General features: G+C 60.6%; 14 protein-coding genes and 1 pseudogene. 7 read left to right on the top strand and 8 right to left on the bottom strand.

Features of this window, described 5'->3' with window-relative positions; translation table 11 throughout:
* Positions 1-2: 2 nt before the first annotated feature.
* From sufC to H1204_RS48235, 3 genes are read right to left on the bottom strand one after another with little or no spacing between them, the layout of a single operon-like run.
* A complete protein-coding gene (sufC, locus tag H1204_RS48245) occupies positions 3-785 on the bottom strand; it encodes a Fe-S cluster assembly ATPase SufC (RefSeq protein WP_180736858.1) in 783 nt (260 codons plus the stop codon).
* A gap of 14 nt (positions 786-799) precedes the next feature.
* Positions 800-2248 carry a Fe-S cluster assembly protein SufB gene (gene sufB / locus H1204_RS48240; protein ID WP_180736857.1) on the bottom strand — a complete coding sequence of 483 codons (1449 nt, stop codon included), beginning with the start codon at positions 2246-2248 and terminating at the stop codon, positions 800-802.
* A gap of 15 nt (positions 2249-2263) precedes the next feature.
* A complete protein-coding gene (locus tag H1204_RS48235; protein WP_180736856.1) occupies positions 2264-2794 on the bottom strand; it encodes an SUF system Fe-S cluster assembly regulator in 531 nt (176 codons plus the stop codon).
* A 206-nt stretch (positions 2795-3000) separates the two neighbouring features.
* On the opposite strand from H1204_RS48235, the gene H1204_RS48230 reads away from it, so the two are divergent.
* Complete coding sequence (locus tag H1204_RS48230; RefSeq protein WP_180736855.1) at positions 3001-3168, top strand: hypothetical protein; 168 nt, start codon at positions 3001-3003, stop codon at positions 3166-3168.
* A gap of 121 nt (positions 3169-3289) precedes the next feature.
* Here the strand turns inward: H1204_RS48230 and H1204_RS48225 are convergent, their stop codons facing one another.
* Both H1204_RS48225 and H1204_RS48220 read right to left on the bottom strand, forming a co-directional pair.
* Positions 3290-3616 carry a hypothetical protein gene (locus H1204_RS48225; RefSeq protein WP_180736971.1) on the bottom strand — a complete coding sequence of 109 codons (327 nt, stop codon included), beginning with the start codon at positions 3614-3616 and terminating at the stop codon, positions 3290-3292.
* A gap of 987 nt (positions 3617-4603) precedes the next feature.
* Positions 4604-4921: a hypothetical protein gene (locus tag H1204_RS48220; RefSeq protein ID WP_180736854.1), complete on the bottom strand. Its 318-nt coding sequence runs from the start codon at positions 4919-4921 to the stop codon at positions 4604-4606.
* 506 nt (positions 4922-5427) lie between these two features.
* Between H1204_RS48220 and H1204_RS53185 the strand changes: the two genes are divergently transcribed.
* Entirely contained in the window at positions 5428-5850 is a 423-nt protein-coding gene (locus tag H1204_RS53185) for a hypothetical protein (RefSeq protein WP_180736853.1), read from the top strand.
* 376 nt (positions 5851-6226) lie between these two features.
* On the opposite strand, the gene H1204_RS48210 is transcribed toward H1204_RS53185, so the two are convergent.
* Positions 6227-6400, bottom strand: coding sequence for a hypothetical protein (locus H1204_RS48210; protein ID WP_180736852.1), 174 nt, complete (start codon positions 6398-6400; stop codon positions 6227-6229).
* A gap of 346 nt (positions 6401-6746) precedes the next feature.
* On the opposite strand from H1204_RS48210, the gene H1204_RS48205 reads away from it, so the two are divergent.
* The 5 genes from H1204_RS48205 to H1204_RS48185 all read left to right on the top strand — a co-directional run bounded on the left by H1204_RS48205 (position 6747) and on the right by H1204_RS48185 (position 11437).
* On the top strand, positions 6747-8009 hold the full coding sequence (locus H1204_RS48205) for an ABC transporter substrate-binding protein (protein ID WP_180736970.1): 1263 nt from the start codon (positions 6747-6749) through the stop codon (positions 8007-8009).
* Positions 8010-8152: 143 nt separating this feature from the next.
* Entirely contained in the window at positions 8153-9022 is an 870-nt protein-coding gene (locus H1204_RS48200; RefSeq protein ID WP_180736851.1) for a branched-chain amino acid ABC transporter permease, read from the top strand.
* Positions 9019-9984, top strand: a complete 966-nt coding sequence (locus H1204_RS48195) for a branched-chain amino acid ABC transporter permease (RefSeq protein ID WP_180736850.1) — start codon at positions 9019-9021, stop codon at positions 9982-9984. The genes H1204_RS48200 and H1204_RS48195 overlap by 4 nt, the downstream gene beginning before the upstream one ends.
* A complete protein-coding gene (locus H1204_RS48190) occupies positions 9981-10730 on the top strand; it encodes an ABC transporter ATP-binding protein (RefSeq protein ID WP_180736849.1) in 750 nt (249 codons plus the stop codon). The genes H1204_RS48195 and H1204_RS48190 overlap by 4 nt, the downstream gene beginning before the upstream one ends.
* A complete protein-coding gene (locus H1204_RS48185; RefSeq protein WP_180736848.1) occupies positions 10727-11437 on the top strand; it encodes an ABC transporter ATP-binding protein in 711 nt (236 codons plus the stop codon). The genes H1204_RS48190 and H1204_RS48185 overlap by 4 nt, the downstream gene beginning before the upstream one ends.
* Before the next feature lie 53 nt (positions 11438-11490).
* On the opposite strand, the gene H1204_RS48180 is transcribed toward H1204_RS48185, so the two are convergent.
* Both H1204_RS48180 and H1204_RS48175 read right to left on the bottom strand, forming a co-directional pair.
* Positions 11491-11718 (bottom strand): hypothetical protein, encoded by a 228-nt coding sequence (locus H1204_RS48180; protein WP_180736369.1) that lies wholly within the window; start codon positions 11716-11718, stop codon positions 11491-11493.
* Positions 11719-11720: 2 nt separating this feature from the next.
* A pseudogene (locus tag H1204_RS48175) lies at positions 11721-12661 on the bottom strand (DNA-binding protein); the annotation flags it as partial.
* Positions 12662-12874 lie beyond the last annotated feature (213 nt).

Raw genomic sequence — 12874 nt, 5'->3', positions numbered from 1 at the left:
CATCAAGACACGTCAGGCGGCCGGGAATGCGGCTGATCCGGCGCATCCGCACCGAGCCAGCCATAGCCCCTGCGTTCCAGTTCCATCGCCAGTTCGCGCGTCCCTGATTTCGCAATGCGCCCCTGCGAAAGCACGTGCACGCAATCCGGTACGACGTACTCGAGCAGACGCTGGTAGTGCGTCACCAGCACGATCGCGCGGTCCGCGCTGCGCATCTGGTTGACGCCCCGCGCAACCACCTGCAATGCGTCGATATCGAGGCCTGAATCGGTTTCGTCGAGAATCGCGAGGCGCGGCTCCAGCACCGCCATCTGCAGCACCTCGTTGCGCTTTTTCTCGCCCCCCGAAAACCCTTCGTTGACCGCGCGATACAGCAAACTCTCATCCATCTGCATGAGCGTCATTTTCTGCTTCACCAGTTGCAGGAATTCCATTGCGTCCAGTTCAGGCTCGCCACCATGCTTGCGCTGCGCATTCAACGCAGCCTTCAGCAGGTACACGTTGCTCACGCCCGGTATTTCGACCGGGTATTGAAACGCGAGAAAAAGACCTTCTCGTGCACGTTCCTCCGGTGCAAGTGTGAGCAGGTCATGGCCCGCGTACTGCACGCTGCCGCCCGTCACGCGGTAATGTTCGCGGCCGGCCAGTACGTGGGCAAGCGTGCTCTTGCCCGAACCGTTCGGGCCCATGATTGCGTGCACCTCGCCGGCTTTTACGCACAGATCAATGCCGCGCAGAATCGGCTTGCCTTCCACCTCTACGCTCAGGTTGCTGATTTCAAGCATGACCCTTGCCCCTGTCAGCCTATGCTGCCTTCCAGACTCACGCCGAGAAGCTTTTGAGCTTCGACGGCGAACTCCATAGGCAGCTCCTTGAATACTTCCTTGCAGAAGCCGTTAACGATCATCGACACCGCGTCTTCCTCTGACAGGCCGCGCTGTCGGCAATAGAAGAGTTGATCCTCGCCGATGCGCGACGTCGATGCCTCGTGCTCGACCTTCGCTGTCGGATTTTTCACCTCGATATACGGAAACGTGAGCGCGCTGCATCGATCGCCAAGCAGCAGCGAATCGCACTGCGAATAGTTACGAGCGTTCTCTGCTGAGCGTGCCATTTTCACGAGCCCACGATAGGCGTTCCTGCCATGACCGGCGGAAATGCCCTTCGACAGGATCGTGCTGCGCGTATTGCGGCCCAGATGGGTCATCTTCGTGCCGGTGTCGGCCTGCTGATAGTTGTTGGTAAGCGCCACCGAATAGAACTCGCCGACCGCGTTGTTGCCCCGCAGGATAACGCTCGGGTATTTCCATGTAATGGCGGAGCCCGTTTCGACCTGCGTCCAGGAAATCTTCGAGTCTGCTTCACGGCAATCGCCACGCTTCGTCACGAAGTTGTAGATGCCGCCGCGCCCGCGCGCATCGCCCGGATACCAGTTCTGCACCGTCGAGTAGCGAATCTGGGCGCCCTCCAGAGCAACCAGCTCCACCACCGCGGCGTGCAACTGGTTCTCGTCACGCATCGGTGCGGTACACCCTTCGAGATAACTGACGTACGCTCCCTTGTCCGCGATGATCAGTGTGCGCTCGAACTGCCCCGTGTTCGGTGCGTTGATGCGGAAATATGTGGAGAGCTCAATCGGGCAGCGCACACCCGGCGGGATGTAGCAGAACGACCCGTCGCTGAATACGGCGGAGTTCAGCGCTGCGAAGAAATTATCGGTGTGTGGGACCACCGAGCCGAGATATTGCCGGACAAGTTCAGGATGCGCCTGCACTGCTTCCGAAAATGAACAGAATACGATGCCGAGCGCGCCGAGTTTTTCACGAAACGTCGTCGCGACCGACACACTGTCGAACACTGCGTCCACCGCCACGCCCGCGAGAATCTTGCGCTCCTGCAGCGGAACACCAAGTCTCTCGTACGTGCGCAGCAGTTCCGGGTCAACCTCCTCCAGACTCTTAGATCGATTCTTCGACGCAATTGGCGAGGAGTAGTACGCGATATCCTGGTAGTCGATGGGCGGATGATCGACCGTGGCCCACTGGGGCTCGCTCATGGTCAGCCAGTGCCGGAAGGCCGCAAGGCGCCATTCGAGCATGAAATCAGGTTCGCTCTTCTTTTCGGAAATCAGGCGGACGACGTCCTCGGAAATGCCACGCGGCAATGTATCCGATCGCACATTGGTCACGAAGCCATGTGGGTATTCGCTCCGGATCAATTCGTCGATTCTGGAATCGGTTGAACTCATCCCTGACCTCCGCTTTCAACGTTGTGGCCGCGTTGTTGCCGGCTTGCGTGGCGAGACCGAAATCACGCGTGTTTGGCCGATTCCTGGATGTGCCGGCGGCAGGAGGCGGCGCGCGTGAATCGCGCTGATGTCGCCCTCGCTCAGCGTCGGCCCGGCCATATCGGCCAGCGATAGCTGGCGCAGCGCATCGAATATCAGCCGGTTGACCTTCTGCCAGTTGGCGCGGGCGCTGCATACTGCCTCCTGCGTGCACAGCCCCGGTAGCGCGGTGCATTCGGTCATCCCGAAGGGGCCGTCGACAGCTGCAATCACGTCGGACAATGTAATCCGCTGTGGAGGAAGCGGCAGCTGGTAGCCACCGCTCATGCCTCGTACCGACACCAGCACGCCACCGCGCGCGAGCGTCTTCATCACCTTGGACACTGTCGGCGCCGGGATGCCAGTGGTTTCGGCGAGGCTACCGGCACTCTTCACGGCCTCTGGATCGCGTGCCATCGTGATCATGATCACTGTGGCATAGTCGGCAAGCTTGCTCATCCGCAACATGGGCGTGTCCCCTTGAATCCGTACCTGAATAGTCCTGATTCACTCACGACATTAGCACCCCTGTATTCGCAGAGGGGGAAAGACATCACTGCGCGTGGGCATTCTTGCTGCGTCGTTATGCTACTGATGTCGCTCAGTGCACTTGAGCCATGCCCACAGGTCCTCGACGGATCGAGTTCGTGACAGTACGACGGCAGGACTCTCAAATGAATGTGTTCGTCGATGGAATCCAGATATTCACGACCATTGCCGTGGACAGCGTCAAGCAACACGCGCTGCTGCCGCTCGTGCTTCTGCTGCTGCCCGTGCCGCTTCAACTCATGATGAAACGACGTTCACGCGGTCAATCTGCAGCCAGGGATCATGAAGATTGAGCCTCATGCCAAGGCGCATCCGGTATTCAGGCGAGCCCGTTGATCCTCGCAAATGGCAGCACTCGCCAGCAAACAGCCACGGTGTGTTCGACTGTGTATTGGACCGGGGCTGTCGGACAGGTCATTGCACTTGTCGCTTCAGATCGGAGAGTTCTGAATGCATCGAGCTGACAGCATCCCTGACCCGGTCATTGAGACCGCCGGCCTTTTGGGACGCCTGCTCTACTCGATCACCGATGCGTTCAAGATCGTCGACCCACAGCCGGATACGATCTTGATCCCTGGACGACATGACCTTCTTTGCCGACTTGCACTCCTTATCCAGTTCATCCACCCATTCCATCAAGTCCTTTGGAACCGTCGCATCAGCGTGACAGGCCCGTGATGCGTCGCTGACGGTTTGTTGCAGGTGAGTAAAGCGCTTTTTGGTTTCACTGGCGTGCAACATGATGTCCCACAGGTGAGTAAAACGATATTTGATTTCTCTGGCTTGCAACATGATGCCCCCTATCTGGACCATCAGTTCCAGATCAATTCAGGCAGCAGAGAACGGCGTGTTGCCCGTGGTATCCATTCGCCGGCTTCAATGGGCCGCTAGCAACCCTGGATTGCTTCAAAGCCGCACCTGAGCGGCGAAAGACGTCTTTCTAGTGTAGGTCATAGTCGCACCCCTGTTCCGATATGACCCGGGGCTCGTCGTGCGTCAGCTGCAAACGGCCGTTCCAGTCGACGACCGGGCGGAGTTCCGGGCGAGCGCCACTCCGAAGTACTGGTCCAGATAGCCCGGGGAATGCGCAAGCGCTGCGTATCCACGCCATCGGCCGTGAAGGGCACCGACGTTCGCGATGTCTGGGCGCAGGAATATCCGAACTAGCTCTCGCGCAAGGCCGAGCGTGAGGCCCGGATCATGCTGTATGAAGAAACAAGGCCAGCGTGACGCAGCGCTTCAGAATGCGGCATGAGACGGACGCAACGTGCGACCGATCAACAGCAACAGCGCTGTCACATAGTCTGTATTACTATCCGTTGTTGAATTGTATTCCTAATTACAGGTTGATGCTTCGACGCCTTTGAAGGGCACTGAGATGTCGGCCTCGCCCAAAGCACATATTCGGCGTTGGCCGCGTCAACGATGGCCCGTCAGCGTGCACATGGGTTCGATCCACGAAGGCGCAACTCATACACGTCCCATTGGTTCGAGCAAACTCACGATATTTCCGGATCACCGGCGTCTTCACTTCCCGGGAGCTACCGTGCCTTGTTTCCAAAACAATTTACAGTAAAGTACGCAGCCGGCTTTGTTCTCAGTGGTTAGGGCTCGGTCAACGCTGCCGCAGTGCTGCGATCGATGCAATTTCTGAGTTTAAGACCGGCTCATGCCACGTTCGGAGCGCGCCAGGTGAATTTCGACGCAGTTGTGCGCGCCGTCCATGACTCACTGTCTGTGCCCCTTCATGGCCTCAGTTTCCATGGCGGCATTCCGCTCCTCGCTTGCCTCGATAGGCTCCATGGTCTCCTCAACTGACGCTGCTGCGCGCTCCGTGGCTGCCCTGGTATCGTCGATGGTCTCGTCGAGTCCATCGTCTTCGCTTCCCGGAGGCTCCAATATGTCGTGCAGCATCGCCTCCAGCTCCGGCGTGTCCCACGGCACGCCCTGCTGCATTTTTTTCTTTATGTAGTGCCTGACTTCTGCGTCCTGCTCCGCAGTTAACGGAAGACCGCGAAAAGTGTTTTGAGGGGTAGCGTCGGCCATGATTCTGCTCCGGGATTTCCTTGCTTCGAGTGTAGCGCTGTTATGCTCAATCGGCGTTAAGTGTCGGACTTTGCATGGACCGTGCTGTTCGTTGCATCGACGGTCCGGCGATCGGACGCCACCTGTCCTAATGATGCGTGGCCCGGTTCGCCCGGGCAAACGACGCTTTGCGGGCGCCGGGTGGCGACATCGGGCGATGCGATGTCACCGCAAAAGCTACGGAAAAGGGTTGGCGCCGAACGATGGTCGTCGTGTGAGTACGACTCACACTTTGCCTCAGGATACCTAAAATATAAGGAGGATTCCCATCTCATGGGAGGCTGCCATCCGCTACGGGCGAGAACATAGTGAACAGCCTTTTCCCGTTGGCTGGATACGCATCCGCGCCGAGAATGGATGCGTCATAATGACTGACCGTCATTGCTGATGTCAGATGGTTGTGATTGCGACGGAACGCCTGGTGGCGGAGGGCGACCAGCCTTTTGCCCACGCCGTCCCATCGAAATATGAAATCCCGCAGCGTCTTGCCCAAACGGGAACACTTTTACGTCCTCCATGAGAAGAACAGACCTGTCGAGGTGTTCGACCGGTCGCGCTGGATGTCTGGAAACGAACTGTTCTTCCGGCGCAAACTGCTTGAAGAATCCCGCGTGACCGTCGCGACTCGCTCCCGCAGTGCGTCCGAAATGCCTTGCCTCGATGTAAAGGCTTCGGACGGGAACCGGAGGCTATCGCTGGCGCTGCACGAGCGGTACCTCGGGCGAGTCATAACTATTCAGGCACGGCCTGTCGAACAGGAACAACATGATGTCCTGCCAGCGACCGGCATCGAACGCGTTTTGCAGGGCCTGGAAGTCAGGCACGTTGCGTTCGTCCAGCAGGACCGCTTGCCGTTTCAGACCACGGCGAGAGTCCTCCAACGTGGATGACCGGTTGGATACCTACGGTTTTAAGTCAAATTTCCGTCAACTTTACTGATGTCAAGTCCGAACCGCTAGCTCAAAATCACCGGCTTCGACGTCCGGCCAGCCGACGTTTGGCTCGCATGCTGTCCGCTCCAGCAATCAACGAGGACAGCGCCACTTCAAGTACAACGCTGACGTCGGACTGGTCCGATGACCAGCTTTATCAACGAACGCGAAACAGCTTCGGAGATGCACTGTGACGAGCCATGGCTGTGGCTGCGAAACGGATGATGGTAAGCCAAGCAAAGTAACCCAGAACGACTTGTCGGAGCGTTCAGGTACCGCTGACGCTCAACGCTGGTGCGAACACCATGGCGATGGCGCACCGCGCCATAAAGCGTCACGTCAACGTCATCTGCAATTCTGATAAACCATCGTTAAAAATGACATAACGATCGATCTTTTCACAACTCTCGAACCGCTCCTGCACGCCCACGCTGCATCGCTCCTTCACATCCCGCTTACGCTCGAGTGAAACCCGCAACCACTTGAGAGCAAGCATGAAGAAATTCATGGACTGTCCGCGCGCCGGTTAAACGCTGGGCCGATGTGGGGCTCCATGTCTTAAGAAATTCGTTGTACACGCGTCCCGTTTTCCGGCATCGGATGCTCGCGCAAAGCGTAATCCTCCAACCGCTATATATGGCATTACTAACAGAATTAGAAGTCGCCTAGCCTGTTTGCCGCTGTCCGGACAAAGCCTGTTGATGAGCTACGCGCTGTCGCGTGTCTGTCAGCGGGAAAATGGGGTCTTGTGGATTCCCTTGAACGCGTTCAAGATCGAAATGGGCGTGTTTCGCACGCGCAGACCAACCGCTCAGAGGTTCGAAGGATTCGACATGACGGTAAGGGAGAACCCTATGACAACACCAAGCCGTATCCCTTCTTTCAGTCGGCGCACCGTACTCAAGGCGACTGCTGCGGCAGCAGCACTGCAGTTGGCGCCACCCTTCATCATCAAGGCACGCGGCGAGGCTCCACTGCGAATCGGTATGGTCGATCCGTTGACGGGCGTTTATGCTGCAGTTGCACAGAATGAAGTGACGGGCGCGAGGCTTGCCGTTCAGCAGATCAATGCCAAGGGCGGCGTTCTGGGACGGCCCATCGAACTCCTGGTTGAAGACTCGGCAAATGACGTCGGCACCGGCGTGCAGAAGGCGCGCAAGCTGATCGAACGCGATCAGGTCACGTTCCTCATCGGCGACGTGAACTCAGGTATCGCCCAGGCCATTTCCCAGGTCAGCAATGAGAAGAAGGTGCTGCACATCGTTTCGGGCGGCCACACCGATACGATCACAGGCGTCGACTGCAAGTGGAACGTCTATCGCGTCTGCAACACGACCAGCATGGAGGCCAACGCCGTGGCGAACCTGCTGTTCACCAAGTACGGCAAGAAGTGGCATTTCATCACACCGGACTACGCGTTCGGCCACACGCTGCAGAAAGCCGCGGCCGCCGATCTGCAGAAGCTCGGTGGCACGATGACCGGCAACGAGCTTACCCCACTCGGCACGACAGACTTCTCCGCCTATCTCATCAAGGCGCGAGCGGCGAATCCCGACGTCCTGCTTGTGCTCCCGCAAGGCTCCGACATGGTCAACTGCCTGAAGCAGATTGCACAGTTCGGCATCGGCAAGAATATTCACGTTGCCGGGCTGCAGCAGGAGCTCGAGTCGCTCGAGGCGATGCCGCCGGAGGCGCGCGTCGGCATCTGGATGTTCGAGTGGTACTGGAAGCAGCCTGGTGTGCCGGGAGTCGAAAAGTTCGTTGCCGACATCCGTAAGGTGAACGGCGGCAAGGTTCCCACCGCGCGTCACTGGTTCGGCTATACATCGGTGCATACCCTTGCCGCCATCGCCAACAAGGAAAAGACGCTCGACGCCAGGAAGCTCGCCGAAGCGCTTGGCGGCTTCGAACTGGCAGACGACGTCAAGCTGCAGCCGAACAAGTGCTACTACCGCAAGGGGGATCACCAGCTGATGACGTCGTCGTTCGTGGGCGAAGCGTTATCCCAGCCGGCCGGCGACCCGGAAAACCTGTTCCGCGTAGATCGCGTCGTCGAGGGTGACAAGACCGCACCTCCCGAGAGCGAAACCGGCTGCAAGCTGCAGTGGCCCGCCTGATAGCGCAAACGCCCGGGCAGGATCGCCGGGCGCCGTTCTGATCGCATAAGGGGGACGTATGTGGACCGTATGTGTTCGAACACCGGCACCGACCGCTGAGGGAAGCACGGGCGGCGCGGCAGCCATAACAAGAATGGTCGGCGATGACTCAACTGCTGCTCTTCAATGTCACTAACGGGCTGATCATCGGCGCGTTTTACGTGCTGATGGCCCTCGGGTTATCGCTCATTCTCAACTTGAGCAATGTCATCAACTTCGCTCACGGCGGCTTCCTTGTCGCCGGCGGCTACGTTGCCTATACGATCACGCCCTACGTAGGTTTCTGGGGCGCACTGCTGATCGCACCGCCATGCACTGCGCTGATCGGCTTCGTCCTCGAACGGGTGCTCGTCCGGCGAGTCTACGGGCGCGACCCGCTCTACAGCCTGCTCCTGACGTTCGGTCTTGCCTTCATCTTCGAGGACGGCACCCGTTTCATCTGGGGCGCGCAAGGCAAGCCGGTGACGGTTCCATCCGTGCTAGCCCAGCCTCTGAGCAACACGTTCTTCTTCATCACCGGCTATCGCCTCTTCATGGTCGCCACGGTGGCGGTGACGGTGGCGCTGCTTTTCATCCTGCTGCGCTATAGTCGGCTCGGCATCCGTATCCGCGCCGGCACCCTCGACCTCGAAACCGTGGCGGCCCTCGGCATCAACGTGGGCAGACTGCGTTCGTTCAATTTCGCCGTCGGCGCCTTTCTCGCCGGTCTGAGCGGGGTGCTCGCCGCCGGCCAGCTTGGTCTGGAGCCGACGATGGGAACGGGGCTCCTGATGCCGAGCTTCATTGCGATCATTGTCGGCGGAGTTGGCAGCCTCACTGGCACGCTGCTCGGCGGCTTGCTGATCGGCGTCGCCTCCGGCATCACTGCCGTGTTCCTGCCCGCAGCAAGCGAAGCGATCATCTACGTGCTGATGGCCGTAGTGCTGCTGCTGCGCCCACACGGCCTGCTTGGCGAGGAGGGTATGCTGACATGAGCGAAGCGCGACTGGCGAGGCACCACAGGCTTCTGACGCTCGCGGCGATTTGGGCTGTGTTGCTGCTGGCCCCGTACTGGATGCCGTCGCTCGGCGGCTATACCGCGCTCGGCACACGGGTGCTCGTGCTGGGTCTCGCCGCGATGTCGGTGAACTTTCTGCTCGGCTTCACCGGCGTGTTGTCCTTCGGACACGCCGCGTATTTCGGACTGGGCGCGTATGGCGCTGGCCTCGCGCTGAAATTCCTTGCGCCGAGCACGCCGCTCGCTCTTCTATGCGGAACGCTGCTCGGCGGGATCGCCGGTGCGCTGCTCGGTGCGCTTTGCGTAAGGCGGCGAGGCGTGTACTTCGCGATGGTCACCATCGCCTTCGGACAGGTCTTCTACTACATCGCATTCCAGTGGAGTTCGTTGACGGGCGGCGACGACGGCTTGCGCGGGTTCACGCGCGTACCGCTTCACCTCGGCATCGCGACCATCGACATCCTGTCGAATGCCGATGCGTTCTATTACTTTGTCCTGTTTTGCCTCGCTCTGGCCGTTGGTCTGATGGGTTTCATCCTGCGCTCGCCGTTCGGGCGCACGCTGATCGCAATCCGCGAAAATGAACGGCGCGCGCGCTTTCTCGGCATTCCCGTCGACTTCCATATCTGGATCGCTTTCACGCTCTCCTGCCTTTTCATGGCGTTTGCCGGTGCGCTCTATGCCCTTCTGAACAATTTCGCCGATCCGCGCGGGCTTCATTTCAGCCAGTCTGGCGACTTCGTGATGATGGCGGTAATGGGCGGCATGCGCAGCCTGTGGGGACCGCTCCTCGGCGCGGCGGTATTCGTCGTGTTGCAGGACTACCTGTCGAGTATCACGGTCAACTGGATGTCGTTCATCGGCATGTTGTTCATCGCGATCGTGCTGTTCTTCCCGCGGGGCCTGCTCGGCTTTATCCGGCGTAGGAGCGATTCATGAGCCTTCTCGACATCGCGCAGGTGAGCAAGCGCTTCGGCAGACTCGCTGCGGTACGCGACGTCTCCCTCGCCGTCGACGAAGGCGAGTTGCGCGCCATCATTGGACCGAACGGCGCCGGCAAGACCACCTTCTTCAATCTCATCAGCGGCTTTTTCCCGCCGACGACGGGAACGATCGTATTCGACGGGCAGGACATCACGGCCGTCCCGGCGCATCGTCGCGTCGCGACGGGTATCGCCCGCACGTTCCAGATTACTGAGATCTTTCCTGCACTCACGGTGTTCGAAAACGTACGCATCAGCGCGGAGGTTACGGCTGGATTCCGCTTGCGGCCCTGGGTCGGCCGCACCGAAAAAGCACGGGTGCGCGAGCGTGTCCAAGAAGCGCTGGAACTCACTGGACTAGCCGTAAAAAGCGACCGGCTGACCGGCGAGCTCTCGCACGGCGACCAGCGCGTTGCAGAAATCGCAATGGCGCTGGCCCTGCGGCCTCGTCTTCTGCTGCTAGACGAACCCACTGCCGGCATGGGCGACGAGGAGACCAACGAGATTACGCAGCTCATTCGCCGTCTGCGCTGCGGCGGCAAACTCACAATCGTGCTGATCGAGCACGACATGCGCGTGGTGTTCCATCTGGCCGACCGAATCACGGTGCTCGACCGGGGCACGCTTCTCGCCGAGGGGGCGCCCGCGGAGATCGCGGCGAACGAGGCCGTGCAGGCGGCGTACCTGGGTGATGTGACATGAACGCAGCGCTCATCGCCGAGGAACTTCACACCTACTATGGCAAGAGCCACATCCTGCACGGCGTCAGCCTTGCGGTCGAGGAAGGTCGGATCACAGCATTGCTTGGTCGCAACGGCGCGGGTAAGACCACGACGCTGCGCACCCTAATGGGTCTGACACCCGCACGCCGGGGGCGCGTGACGATCTTCGGCGCAGATACTACGCGCTGGCCGACGTTCCGGATCGCCGCGAACGGCGTGGGCTATGTTCCCGAAGGACGCAGAATCTTCGCCAATCTCAGTGTCGAAGAAAATCTGCGAGTGCCGCTTGTGCGCAGCGGACCTTGGACGATCGCGCGAATTTACGAGCTGTTTCCACGGCTTGCCGAACGCAAGGAGAGCCGCGGACGTCAGCTTTCCGGCGGCGAACAGGAGATGCTGTCGATTGCCCGCGCCCTGCTGCTCAATCCCCGGCTGCTGATTCTCGATGAACCCTCTCAGGGTTTGGCGCCACTGATCGTACGCGAGGTGTTTCGCGTTGTGTCGCAGATGCGCGACGAAGGGATTTCGGTTCTGCTTGTCGAGCAGAACGCGCGCATGGGGCTTGAGATTGCCGATCATGCATATGTGCTCGACGATGGCGGCATCGTCTATACAGGCAGTTCACGCGACCTCGCCGCCGATGAAAGCCGTGTTCGCGCGTTGACCGGTGCGAGTGCGGAGGAGTGAAGGGCCCATCTCGCTGGCATGTCGGATGCGATTGAAGCGACGTACGTCGCGTCTCAGGGCGCCAATCCCGCATCGACCGAAGGAATACATGAGCGATTCAGGCAAGCGCGGCCGTCCTCCTTGACTGACTCGATGATCACGCGCTGGCCGCTCGCTTCGGCGATCACTCGAACGATCCGCTCGCCATAGCGCATCAGCGCGCCGATCGGTGGGCATGCCGACGCCTTGCGCCCGGCTCGCCCGGACGGCACTTGCCGCCCGCGAGGTTTTGATTCCAGCATACCTAGCCCCGCTTCTTCCGGCGCGCCGCCGTCTTGCCGGATGGCGCTGACGCAACCGGAACCTTGCGTGCCGGCCCGGGCGTGCGCGCCGGACGTGCCGCAGTTGAACGTGAAATTGCGCTCTTCGCGCGGGCCGGACTCGAACGGTCGGCGTTGGCCCTGCGTTGTTCCGCCACCTGGTCCTGCAGCGCCGCATGCGCGACCTGCACGGCATCGAGCCGCCCCTGCAGCACGCCAGCCTGATGGCGCGCGTCACCGAGCTGCGCCTGCAACGCCTCGACCGCACGGTGATGCTCGGCCTCGCGCCGGTCGGCCCGTTTCGTGGTCTCGTCGACTTCCTTCTGCAGCTTGGCGACGGCACCGCGCTCGCGGTCGATCTCGAGCAGCGCGCGCTTTTCCGTGGCGCGCTGGCGCTTCTCGGCCCGCTCGGCCGTCTCGCGCAGCTTGTCCAGATCCCGCGAGAAGCCTTCGCGCACCTTCTCCAGTTCACGGTCGTGCGCCCTCGCCTCGGTCTTCAGCCGGCTGACCTCGGCGTCGAGCGCCTGCCGCGCGGCGTGGCCCTCCGCCTGCGCCTTCTCGAGTTCCCGAACCTCGACCTGGGCGGCGAGCAGTACCGCCGTGCGCTGCTCCAGCGCGGTTTCCGTGCGCTCCAGTTCGCCCCGCGCGGCCGCAACCCGCTGTTCCGCTTCCGCGCGCTGGCCCTCCACTTCCGCACGCAGCGCGTCCAGCTCCGCCTGCGCCGATGCGGTCGCCCGCGTCCACAACGTTGCGACCAGCTCGCCAGCCGCGGCACCGAGATCGGCCGGCAGGTCCGGGGGCTCGATGCGCACGCGGCTCTTCTCGCGCAGTTCCGCCCAGAATTCGCCCATAATTCGCCCAGTACGGCCGCGGGCGTCCCCATGCTCTCCAAGCGACGCATCCTACGCGCCACAGGAGAACACCCGACAATCCAGCAATAGGCCGGCACCGAAGGTGACGTGCCTTCGGGCCGAACACTTCTCTACGGAAGTGGCCATCCAGACGATCGGGTCTTTTTCGAGAATCGATCGGAGCCCGCCCTGCATCCTTGCTTTGGGCCGTTCGTATTAGGTTTCCCGTCGCTTTGGTCCCAATCCTTGGTTGCATCTCCTTAATGCTTTTTCATGATCGGTTCACG

This window comes from Paraburkholderia sp. PGU19 (assembly GCF_013426915.1).
In the GTDB taxonomy this organism is placed as follows: Bacteria; Pseudomonadota; Gammaproteobacteria; order Burkholderiales; family Burkholderiaceae; genus Paraburkholderia.
This window is presented reverse-complemented; position numbering and strand designations above follow the sequence as displayed.

Bases quoted from the DNA above. Each gene is read 5' to 3' on its own strand.
- sufB (WP_180736857.1), bottom strand. From the start codon at position 2,248: ATGAGTTCAACCGATTCCAGAATCGACGAATTGATCCGGAGCGAATAC.
- H1204_RS48230 (WP_180736855.1), top strand. From the start codon at position 3,001: ATGAATGTGTTCGTCGATGGAATCCAGATATTCACGACCATTGCCGTG.
- H1204_RS53185 (WP_180736853.1), top strand. From the start codon at position 5,428: ATGAAATCCCGCAGCGTCTTGCCCAAACGGGAACACTTTTACGTCCTC.
- H1204_RS48185 (WP_180736848.1), top strand. From the start codon at position 10,727: ATGAACGCAGCGCTCATCGCCGAGGAACTTCACACCTACTATGGCAAG.
- H1204_RS48195 (WP_180736850.1), top strand. From the start codon at position 9,019: ATGAGCGAAGCGCGACTGGCGAGGCACCACAGGCTTCTGACGCTCGCG.
- H1204_RS48200 (WP_180736851.1), top strand. From the start codon at position 8,153: ATGACTCAACTGCTGCTCTTCAATGTCACTAACGGGCTGATCATCGGC.
- H1204_RS48235 (WP_180736856.1), bottom strand. From the start codon at position 2,794: ATGTTGCGGATGAGCAAGCTTGCCGACTATGCCACAGTGATCATGATC.
- sufC (WP_180736858.1), bottom strand. From the start codon at position 785: ATGCTTGAAATCAGCAACCTGAGCGTAGAGGTGGAAGGCAAGCCGATT.
- H1204_RS48210 (WP_180736852.1), bottom strand. From the start codon at position 6,400: ATGAATTTCTTCATGCTTGCTCTCAAGTGGTTGCGGGTTTCACTCGAG.
- H1204_RS48180 (WP_180736369.1), bottom strand. From the start codon at position 11,718: ATGCTGGAATCAAAACCTCGCGGGCGGCAAGTGCCGTCCGGGCGAGCC.
- H1204_RS48225 (WP_180736971.1), bottom strand. From the start codon at position 3,616: ATGTTGCACGCCAGTGAAACCAAAAAGCGCTTTACTCACCTGCAACAA.
- H1204_RS48190 (WP_180736849.1), top strand. From the start codon at position 9,981: ATGAGCCTTCTCGACATCGCGCAGGTGAGCAAGCGCTTCGGCAGACTC.
- H1204_RS48220 (WP_180736854.1), bottom strand. From the start codon at position 4,921: ATGGCCGACGCTACCCCTCAAAACACTTTTCGCGGTCTTCCGTTAACT.
- H1204_RS48205 (WP_180736970.1), top strand. From the start codon at position 6,747: ATGACAACACCAAGCCGTATCCCTTCTTTCAGTCGGCGCACCGTACTC.